Origin of the sequence: Coxiella endosymbiont of Ornithodoros maritimus (genome assembly GCF_907164965.1) — a bacterium.
Lineage (GTDB): Bacteria > Pseudomonadota > Gammaproteobacteria > Coxiellales > Coxiellaceae > Coxiella.
The window spans coordinates 1-8742 of sequence record NZ_CAJRAM010000012.1 but is presented as its reverse complement, the minus strand read 5'-3'; the positions used below and the strand labels follow the sequence as shown (position 1 = coordinate 8742).

Genomic DNA, 8742 nt, shown 5'->3' with positions numbered 1-8742 from the left:
TCAACCCCTATAATCAATTGCTTCAATTAAAACAAACCTTTCCATTAATTCCGCCTGCTCAGAAGATAAATTCATCGCTTTCCTTCGTGTACGGGGAAAAAATATTCGAGTCGTGAATTTTTTAATTTTGAATTAATAAACCTACTTTTTCGCTGCTTTTTGCCTCCAAAAATTAATAATTTTATTGTATTTTTCAGTAACTTCTGTGAAAGCACCGGTTAAATAGGGCGGAAACATTAAACTTGGACGACTTTATCAGCTTCTTTCAACCAGCGGTTTAATAAGCGAGGAGTAAACTCCGAGTATCGCTGCAAAATTAAAAAAGCAGCCTTGCGAACAGCGGGTAGTAAATGCTGGTGTCGAACAACGTCAGCGATGCGAAAACAAAATAACCCTGATTGCCGCGCTCCTAACAATTCACCAGGACCGCGTAATTCTAAATCTTTTTGGGCCACCAAAAAACCGTCTTGTGTGTCACGCAACAAAGTCAGGCGAGCTCGTGCGTTTTTTGATAACGGTTCTTGATAGAGTAAAACGCAGTAGCTCTTTTGTTCTCCTCGCCTCACGCGGCCACGCAATTGATGAATTTGCGTTAAGCCTAAGCGCTCAGAATTTTCAATCACTATTAAACTCGCATTCGGCACATCAACGCCGACCTCGATCACTGTTGTCGCGACTAATAAATCAATATCGCCCTTTTTAAATGCCCCCATTATAATGTCTTTTTCCTCTTTCGTTAATCGGCCATGAATCAATCCTACACTTAAATTAGTGAATGATTGTTGTAGTTTTTTAAAAGTTGCTTCGGCCGTTTCGCATTGCAATACTTCGGAATCAGTAATTAACGTACATACCCAATAGACTTGCTTTCCCTGCTCGCAATTTTTTTTAATTCGCTCGATGACTTTATATCGACGGGAATTTGATATTAAAACCGTTGTTATTGGTTTTCGTCCCGACGGCTGTTCATCGATGATCGAAAAATCAAGATCCGCATAAGCCGTCATCGCTAATGTGCGCGGAATTGGAGTCGCAGTCATAATTAATTGATGGGGATGATAATTAGGCGTTGCTTTTTCTTTGAGTGCCAATCGTTGATGCACGCCAAAACGGTGTTGCTCATCAATGACAATGAGCGCCAATTGCTGAAAAGTCACAGCTACTTGAAAAAGCGCATGAGTGCCAATAATCACTGATAACTGGCCGCTTGCTATTTCTTGCAGCGTTTTTTCCCGTGCTGAAGCCGTCAAACTCCCGGCTAACCAACCGACGCTAATTCCCAACGGAGAAAACCAACGTTGAAAAACTTGGTAGTGTTGTTCCACTAATAATTCGGTAGGCGCCATTATTGCACTTTGATAGCCGTTTTCTACGGCTTTGAGGATGCCCATTGCAGCCATAATCGTTTTTCCCGAACCAACATCGCCTTGCAAAAGACGTAACATGGGTTTAGGTTTAGAAAGGTCTTGATTAATTTCCCCAATTACCCGTTTTTGAGCTGATGTTAATTCAAACGTTAATGCATGTTTTAATTTTTCTTGCCAATTATTTTTAATTAAAACAGGCGCTGGCTGCGTTCTTATTAACAAACGCCATTGTTGCAAACCGAGTTGTTGCGCTACTAATTCTTCAAAAGCCAACCGCTGTTGCGATGGATGCTTACTGACTTGCAATAAATCTACAGGGGCGTTGTGTGGAGGTGAATGAACGTAAAGTAATGCTTCAGTTAACGTCGGCAACTGAAGCGAAGTTCGTATTTCCTCCGGCAATAGTTCTTCAACAAAATTAGGGTATTTCAAATAATTCAATGATTGATTGATTAAATGGCGCCACTTCGCTTGTGATAATCTTTTTGTTGTCGGATAAATGGGGGTGAGACGATCTTCTGGAATAAGCGGCGTCGATTCGTCCACAATTCGGTATTCCGGATGAATCATTTCCAAACGTCCTTGATAATTTCGTCGAACGTTGCCAAAACAATGCACGCGCAAACCCATCTTTAATTGTCGTTGTTGTTGGTAATTAAAATGATAAAACCGTAAAATTAACGACCCGGTTCCATCGCTTATTGAGCACATTAAATTTCGGCGGCCACCATACGTAATGGTTGCCAGTTGAATTTTTCCTTCAACAACGACTTGATCGCCGTGGCGTATAGCACCGATGGCTGTCACTCGAGTACGATCTTGGTAACGCGAAGGTAAATGAAATAAAAGATCCTGGATGGTGTGAATATTTAAATTTGCCAATAATTCACGCGTGGTTGACCCAACCCGTTTAAGGGCGGTGACTGGAGAGGTTGAAATCCTTCGCTCAGTCTTATCCTGAACCACGGGAGTGCGGGATAACATTTTTTCACTCTCCCAATACCATCACAGCGTCTATTTCAATTAACGCATTTTTCGGTAATCGCTTAACGGCGATGACAGCACGAGCAGGATAAGGCTCCTCGTAATAGTGTTTCATCACTTCATTAACTAAATGGAAATTTTCCATGTCTGTTAAATAAATGGTTAATTTTACAATTTGAGCTAAGCTGCCTCCAGCGGCTTCGGCAATCGCAGCAATGTTTTTAAAAACCCGATGAACATGGTCTTTAAAATCACCGCTAATTATTTCCATCGTCTCCGGTTCCAGGGGGATTTGCCCCGAAAAATAAACGGTATTGCCCGCTTTTACAGCTTGCGAGTAGGTCCCGATTGCATGAGGGGCTTTGTTTGTACCAATTATTTGTTTCATTACCACTCCCCAGTTAATAGTGTTGTAGAAAATTAGTTTAGGGCCTCTTCTTAGAATCCTCACCGCTGACGGCGGATGCTAAGCGAGGGGTTAGTCAAAACGGCGTATAATTCTTACTAATTGTTTCACCTGACGCAAACGTCGTAGCACTTTGGATAAATGTTTGCGGTTGCGAACAACAATGCGAAACGTAACAATATAGTGCAATCCTTCGCGTTCTTCTACTTTAATATCCTCAATGTTGGCATCGGCTTCTGCAATGGCTAATGTTAGCATAGCCCATGCCCCACGTTCATTAACCACTTGAACGCGAACCAACGCTGGAAATCCCGCTCTAACCTGTTCGGACCATCGAAGCGGCATAAAACGATCCGGGTGGCGGCGCAGTTTTGCAATAGACGGACACCGCTCCACATGAACGACAATCCCTTTGCCCACATCAATGATGCCTACGATGGGATCACCGGGAACAGGGTAGCAGCAGGTTGCGAAACTCACTACTAATCCTTCGGTCCCTTTAATAATTAATGGTGTTTTCTCTACCGGCCTCATGTCGGTTTCCGCTTCAGCTTCTTCAGCTACTGCTGCAATGCGTTTGGCTACTAATGCAGCCATCCGATTGCCTAAGCCAATTTCTTCCAATAAATCATCTAAGGATTTTAATTGCATTTCTTTTAATGTGTAATTGATAACCGGTTGCGATAATTTTTTTAAAGAAAGGGAATAATTTCCCAACGCTTTTTTCAATAATTGTTTTCCTAAAGCAATGGATTCGGTTCGTCGCTGTGATTTCAAAAAGTGACGAATGCTACCCCTGGCCTTACTGGTTACCACAAAATCTAACCACGCAGGATTCGGACGACCGCTGGAAGAAGTAATCACTCCCACCGTTTGGCCATTCACTAGCGGTGTTGAGAGAGGGGCCAGGTACCGGTCAATTTTAACAGCAAGACAGTTGTTGCCTACATCGGTGTGAACCGCATAGGCAAAGTCTATTGCTGTTGCGCCAGCAGGCAGTTCCATAATTTCACCACGGGGGGTGAAGACGTAAACCTCGTCAGGGAATAAATCCATCTTCACGTTTTCTATAAATTCCAGAGGATTTGCGGCACCCTCCTGTAATTCCAGCAAATTTTTCACCCATGCTTTGGTACGCACTTGCGATTCGGTGATGGGCGCACCCGTCGTTTTATAAAGCCAGTGCGCGGCAATACCTTTTGTTGCGATGCGATCCATCTCCGTTGTACGGATTTGTACTTCGACAGGAAGTCCGTAAGGGCCGAATAAAGTGGTGTGTAATGACTGATAGCCGTTCGCTTTCGGGATGGCGATATAATCTTTGAACCGTTCAGGAACGGGCTTAAATAAGCCATGAATAATACCCAAGGCCCGGTAACACGAGTCAATGTCTTCAACAATAACGCGAAAGGCATACACATCCATAATTTCATTAAATGGGATATGTTTATTTCGCATTTTGCGATAAATACTGTATAAATGCTTTTCTCGCCCCGTAATACAGTAAGAAGGTAAATGACTTTGATTTAATCCCGCGTTCAGCGTTTTTTCAATTAAGGCCAAAATTTTCCTTCGATTACCACGCGTTTGCCGAACGGCATCTTTTAAAGCACGATGACGCAGCGGATAAATGGCAGCAAAACTCAGTTCTTCTAATTCAACGGAGAATTCCCGCATGCCTAAGCGTTTTCCGATCGGGGCAAAAATATCTAACGTTTCTCGTGCAATTCGTCGCCGCTTTTGTGAATGTAATGAGTCAAGCGTGCGCATGTTATGTAACCGATCGGCCAATTTGACGATGATAACGCGGATATCGCGCGCCATAGCCAACACCATTTTCCGAAAACTCTCAGCTTGAGCTTCAGCGCGGCTCACAAATTCAATTTGCGTCAATTTACTGACCCCGTCCACTAGTTCAGCCACTTCTTCACCAAATTTCTCAACGATCGCTTTTTTTTCGACAGGGGTATCTTCAATGACATCGTGCAGTAAAGCGGCCATGATCGTCTGATAATCCATTTTTAAGTCCGCTAAAATACCCGCGACTGCCACTGGATGATTGATGTAAGGTTCTCCGGTACAACGTTTTTGGGCTCGATGAGCACTGAAGGCCATTAAATAGGCTTGGCGGATGGATTCGACTTGCTCGCCGTTGAGATAACCCAGTTTTTCACATAATTTTTTGAAGAGGCGCAAAAGCCTACCCTCGGAATTTAATTGTACAACGCTTCGCTGAGGCGTTTCTGAGGTTATACTTCACTATCTTTCTGGGAAGCTACCGCTTTATTCATTTTTGCTGTTTCAGCGAGAACATTACGGTCAAGGTCAACTTCTTCCGTTTCCTGCTCTTGTCCTTCTCGAGTGACGTCGTAGCCGGCTGCTATTTCACGAAGCGCAAGGACAGCGGGTTTATCATTATCTCTGGGAACCATCGGTTCTGCCCCACCTAATTCTAAAATATGAGCTCGCTTTGCTGCTTTCAGGACTAAATCAAAGCGATTTTCGACATGTTCGAGACAATCTTCAACCGTTACGCGTGCCATGAGGACCTCATTATTTTTTAAAATCTGCTTAGCCCCCCGCGGCTTGTCCGCGGAATGGCAGCTTAAGCAAACTTTGATTTTACTGCTTTTCCACTGATTCCGCCAACAAGCGAGATAGCTTTTTTTCTTGAACGTCCCTTTGTAGGCGTTCAGCGCTAATAATATGAATCAAATTCTGAACGGCTTGATTAAAATTATCGTTAATGACAAGGTAATCAAATTCCTTGTAATACCCCATTTCCTCTCGCGCCAACGCTAAACGCTGTTCGATGATCGCTGCGTCATCTTGGCGGCGTTTAATCAATCGTTCCCGCAACGCTTCAATGGAAGGAGGCAAGATGAAAATAGACAACGCTGGAGGAAACAATTCTCGGATTTGGCGAGCCCCCTGCCAATCGATTTCTAACAAAACGTCCCTACCAGCCTTTAATTGACGCAGCACCCAGTCTTTCTGCGTTCCATAGTGGCGTTCATAAATAGTGGCATATTCAAGAAAAGCGCCTTCTTTTACCATTGCCTGGAAACGAGTTTCATCAATAAAAAAATAATCAACGCCTTCCTGATCGCCCGGGCGTTTCGGTCGCGTAGTATGCGAAATGGATATTTTGATCTCAGCTAATGTTTTAACAAGCGCACGAACCAAGCTGGTTTTCCCAGCACCTGAAGGCGCTGAAATAATAAATAAATTAGCCTTATTCAATGTTTTGCACCTGTTCTCGCATTTGTTCAATTTGCACTTTTAAATCTACCACTACTCGAGAAACATTGGCGTCCAGTGATTTATTTCCTAAGGTGTTGGCCTCTCGGTTTAGTTCTTGCATTAAAAAATCCAGTCTTCGTCCGACGGTACCTCCTTCAACTAAAACACGTTTCACTTCAAGCAGGTGCGCTTCTAGGCGTTGTAATTCTTCGGCGACATCACTTTTTTGTGCCAACCAGAGCATCTCTTGTTCCAAGCGTTCTTTATTTAACGCGAGGGATAATTTTTCAAAGCACGCTATCATTTTCTCGCGTCCCGCTTGATGCAAAGCAGGCAGTCGTTTCTTGATAATGGCGATTTTCCCTTTCAGGTTGTTCAGACGTTCTTCAATAAATAGTTTAAGTGCCTCACCTTCGCGACGCCGTATATCCATACAATCGGTTAATGCCGAATTTAATAAAGTGAATACAGCCTTTCCGATAGTATCTGCATCTACCTGAGTTTCCTTGGTTTGCAATATCCCGGGCCAGGAGAGCACATCGATGGCATTGATTGTCGCTGATGGGAAGTAGGAGATGACCGTCTCACTCGCTTTGGCCAAGCCTTCAGTCAGCACTTGATTGACATTCATTTCAAACGGCACGTCCCATCCAGGCTGAAACCGTAAAGCGGCTTCAACTTTGCCTCGGCTCAAAACCTTTTGGATGGCCTCTCGGGAAGCCTGTTCAAATTCACGCAAAAAGTCCGGCAAACGCAGTGTAATTTCCAGATAGCGGTGATTGACAGTGCGGATCTCCCACGTCAATAAACCCCATCTTGCTTCATGAGACTGACGAGAGAAAGAGGTCATACTGGCAATCATAAATTCCTGTATTGCTAAACGATCGATGCTGCACATAATAACATAGGAAGTTAAAGAAGGTTTGATGCCACTGTCTATTTTGTTTATATTGGGTGCCGCTTATCTCGCACAGAATGTTCCATACTAATCCATAGAGGTGATCATGCGTCCTAGCAAACGAGCAGCGAATGAATTACGGCCACTGAGTTTTACTACTCAATTTACCCGTTATGCAGAAGGGTCGATATTAGTCACATTGGGAAACACTAAAGTCATATGCAATGCAAGTATCGTGGAAGGCGTGCCGCGGTTTCTTAAAAATACTGAACAAGGCTGGTTAACAGCAGAATACGGCATGTTACCCCGTTCTACTCACAGCCGCATGGACCGAGAAGCCTCTCGCGGTAAACAAAGCGGTCGAACGGTGGAAATTCAACGCTTAATTGGTCGGTCGCTACGAGCCGCTTTAGATTTAAAGCTACTCGGGCCTTATACTATTACTATTGACTGCGATGTCATCCAAGCGGACGGAGGAACACGCACCGCTGCCATTAATGGTAGTTGTATTGCCATGATCGAAGCGTTGCGCCACTTGCAACGTAAAGGAATTTTACAAACTGATCCACTTAAACATAAAGTCGCTGCTGTTTCTGTGGGTATTTACAAGGGTGTCCCCGTACTTGATTTGGATTATGCAGAAGACTCCAACGCGCATACGGATATGAACATAGTGATGACAGACAATGATGCTTTTATTGAAATCCAAGGCACAGCCGAAGGGGATGCTTTTCATGCCAAAGAGCTGGATGCGCTGATTAATCTTGCACGACATGGCATCAAACAGATTATCGAAAAACAACAGGAAGCGTTAAGCCAATGAAAAATGGAAGGCCGATTGGCGTTTTCGATTCAGGGATGGGCGGCTTAACTGTTTTGCGTGAGCTCGTTAATCATTTGCCCAACGAATCCTACGTTTACCTTGGCGATACCGCACGATTGCCCTATGGCACTAAAAGCCCTGAAACTGTCTCGCGTTACGCCACTCAAATGGCATCTATTCTCGTTGTTCAAAATATCAAACTATTAGTTGTCGCTTGTAATACCGCCTCAACTGCAGCGCTTCCCCAGCTCCAACAACAATTCCCCCACATTCCAATCATCGGCGTTGTGGAACCAGGCGCGAGGGCTGCCGTTGTTGCGACAAAAAACAATAAAGTGGCGCTGTTAGGAACGGAAACGACGATTCAATCGGGGATTTATCAAGACACGCTTCGAGCATTGAGCCCTCAAATTGAAATTACCACTCAAACTTGTAGTTTATTCGTGGCATTAGCCGAAGAAGGCTGTACAAACGACGAAATCGCTTTACTGGTCGCTAAAAAATACTTGGAGCCTATTACTAACGGTTATCATCAATGCGACTCTGTTATTTTAGGTTGCACGCATTTCCCCGTTCTTATGGAACCATTAGCCGCCATTTTGGGCGACCAAATAAACATCATCAATTCAGCAAAAGCAACGGCAACTGAAGTGCAATCCATTCTACAAAAAACCAACCCCACTCCTCTCGATCATCCCCCCACCTTATCCTTCCTCGTCACCGACTCTCCTGAGCGGTTTATTCGCGTCGGCGAAATTTTCTTCGGCCGAGGGATCGATGCTAAGAAGGTTCATTTGATTGATGGCCAGCACTCACAGTCCTTCAAAACTCCCTAACAATTTAATTAGAATCCCTTTTATGAAAGAGTTTTTTTTAAAAAATTACTTTATTACCCTCGTCCTTTCCGCGCAGGCGCCTAGAGCTCAACTTAAGGGGGCGAGGTAAAGAGGGAATATCAAGTAGTTGAAAAAATGTCTGTCGTTTCCGTGCGTAGGCTGCCTACCGACAGACAAAGAATCGA

8 protein-coding genes are annotated in these 8742 nt (G+C 44.0%); 2 read left to right on the top strand and 6 right to left on the bottom strand.

The features are described 5' to 3' along the window. Positions 1–236 precede the first annotated feature (236 nt). From recG to OWO34_RS01295, 6 genes are all read right to left on the bottom strand, one after another. The gene (recG, locus tag OWO34_RS01320; protein WP_267256287.1) at positions 237–2351 is read right to left on the bottom strand and encodes an ATP-dependent DNA helicase RecG; all 2115 of its coding nucleotides are present in this window, start codon (positions 2349–2351) and stop codon (positions 237–239) included. A 4-nt stretch (positions 2352–2355) separates the two neighbouring features. Continuing rightward, positions 2356–2739 (bottom strand): Rid family detoxifying hydrolase, encoded by a 384-nt coding sequence (locus tag OWO34_RS01315; RefSeq protein ID WP_267256286.1) that lies wholly within the window; start codon positions 2737–2739, stop codon positions 2356–2358. Between the two features lie 90 nt (positions 2740–2829). After that, on the bottom strand, positions 2830–4953 hold the full coding sequence (locus tag OWO34_RS01310) for a RelA/SpoT family protein (RefSeq protein ID WP_267256285.1): 2124 nt from the start codon (positions 4951–4953) through the stop codon (positions 2830–2832). Between the two features lie 53 nt (positions 4954–5006). Beyond that, positions 5007–5300, bottom strand: a complete 294-nt coding sequence (rpoZ, locus tag OWO34_RS01305) for a DNA-directed RNA polymerase subunit omega (protein WP_267256284.1) — start codon at positions 5298–5300, stop codon at positions 5007–5009. Between the two features lie 79 nt (positions 5301–5379). Beyond that, positions 5380–6000 (bottom strand): guanylate kinase, encoded by a 621-nt coding sequence (gmk, locus tag OWO34_RS01300; RefSeq protein ID WP_267256283.1) that lies wholly within the window; start codon positions 5998–6000, stop codon positions 5380–5382. Further along, a complete protein-coding gene (locus OWO34_RS01295; RefSeq protein WP_267256288.1) occupies positions 5993–6862 on the bottom strand; it encodes a YicC/YloC family endoribonuclease in 870 nt (289 codons plus the stop codon). Before OWO34_RS01295 ends, gmk begins: the two co-directional genes overlap by 8 nt. A gap of 142 nt (positions 6863–7004) precedes the next feature. Between OWO34_RS01295 and rph the strand changes: the two genes are divergently transcribed. Beyond that, positions 7005–7721, top strand: a complete 717-nt coding sequence (gene rph, locus OWO34_RS01290; protein ID WP_267256282.1) for a ribonuclease PH — start codon at positions 7005–7007, stop codon at positions 7719–7721. Beyond that, complete coding sequence (gene murI, locus OWO34_RS01285) at positions 7718–8557, top strand: glutamate racemase (protein WP_267256281.1); 840 nt, start codon at positions 7718–7720, stop codon at positions 8555–8557. The genes rph and murI overlap by 4 nt, the downstream gene beginning before the upstream one ends. Positions 8558–8742 lie beyond the last annotated feature (185 nt).

Excerpts from the sequence above, each read along its gene's own strand:
- rpoZ (WP_267256284.1), bottom strand. The coding sequence starts at position 5,300 with ATGGCACGCGTAACGGTTGAAGATTGTCTCGAACATGTCGAAAATCGC.
- rph (WP_267256282.1), top strand. The coding sequence starts at position 7,005 with ATGCGTCCTAGCAAACGAGCAGCGAATGAATTACGGCCACTGAGTTTT.
- murI (WP_267256281.1), top strand. The coding sequence starts at position 7,718 with ATGAAAAATGGAAGGCCGATTGGCGTTTTCGATTCAGGGATGGGCGGC.
- recG (WP_267256287.1), bottom strand. The coding sequence starts at position 2,351 with ATGTTATCCCGCACTCCCGTGGTTCAGGATAAGACTGAGCGAAGGATT.
- OWO34_RS01315 (WP_267256286.1), bottom strand. The coding sequence starts at position 2,739 with ATGAAACAAATAATTGGTACAAACAAAGCCCCTCATGCAATCGGGACC.
- OWO34_RS01295 (WP_267256288.1), bottom strand. The coding sequence starts at position 6,862 with ATGATTGCCAGTATGACCTCTTTCTCTCGTCAGTCTCATGAAGCAAGA.